This window comes from Streptococcus sp. VTCC 12905 (assembly GCF_049893385.1).
Classification (GTDB): Bacteria; Bacillota; Bacilli; order Lactobacillales; family Streptococcaceae; genus Streptococcus; species Streptococcus suis_AA.
Genome location: NZ_JBMVJC010000067.1, coordinates 1 through 1195 on the forward strand (window position 1 = coordinate 1; position 1195 = coordinate 1195).

The following is a 1195-nucleotide window of genomic DNA, read 5'->3' on the forward strand; positions in this document are numbered from 1 at the left end:
ACCTGATATAATTAAGTTGTAACACCTGTGTATAGTTTGGTAAAATACATACATAATCCAAGGAGATGTTACAATGACAAATAATCGTTACGAGCCTGAGCTCAAACAAAAGGTTCTTCGCCTCTATCTGGAAGAGGGACGAACCAAGAAAAGCCTGACCGAAGAATATAATCTTGGACAAGGCACGCTGACATACTGGTTACAGCAATACCGCAAAGAATGCGATAACAGCCCAACAAAACGGGAAGAATCTGATTCATACGAAGTTGCAAAAAAGCTACGCAAAGAAATTGAAGAACTCAAAAAGGAAAATGATTTTTTAAAAAAAGCGGCAGCATTCTTTGCGAAGGAAATCGATTAGCTCAGTACCAGTTCATCCAGAAATATCAACAGACATTTGGGGTCAGATGGCTTCTTAGAAGAATGAACATCTGTCCAAATGCTTACTATAATTATCTTAAAAACAAAAAACATGCTTATCGTCAGGAAAAGGCAGAGATTCAACGTAAAATTGTTGAAATCTACCACCGCGAAAATGGAGTTCCTGGATACCGAATGATGAACGATTATCTTAAGGGTATCGGAAGCATTCGTTCAGATTTGACAATACATCATTTTATGAATGAATTGGGCTTGCGTTCCATCACACGTCGCAAGAAACCAAACTATGTAAAAGGAACTGCCAATAAAATCTTTCCAAACCTTCTGAATAGGGAATTTGATGTAAAAGAACCCAATAAAATATGGTGTACTGATTTTACATATTTAACTCGTCCAGATGGAACAATGCGTTACAATTGCACGATTATAGACCTTTGCGGTCGTGAAGTGGTTGCATCATTAAACAGCAGTCATATCGATACTGAATTGGCAAAGGAAACCTTGAAAATCGCACTAGAACGTCGAAAACCAGCAAAAGGAATTATCCTGCATTCTGATCAAGGGCGTCAATTTACCGCAAAAGAATTCAATAAATTTTGTGATAAAAACTATGTCCAACAAAGTATGAGCAAAGCAGGCTGTCCATATGACAATGCCGTTATGGAAAGATTCTACAATACGCTCAAACACGAATTCTATTATCTCTACAAGTTTGATTCAAATGACATTCTTGACCAAAAGCTCTATGAATTCGTTTATGGGAAATATAATCACGTAAGACCACATCGTGCAAACGGTGGACTTACACCTTATG

Annotated in this window: 1 protein-coding gene; it reads left to right on the forward strand. The window is 37.4% G+C overall.

Features of this window, described 5'->3' with window-relative positions:
• Positions 1 to 73 precede the first annotated feature (73 nt).
• Positions 74 to 1195, forward strand: a protein-coding gene (locus ACPC58_RS11610) for an IS3 family transposase (protein WP_434066032.1) whose coding sequence is annotated in 2 segments (ribosomal slippage) — positions 74 to 335 and positions 335 to 1195 — 1123 coding nt annotated over the 2 segments. Because the reading frame shifts where the segments join, the coding sequence is not laid out codon by codon here. This gene is flagged as partial in the annotation.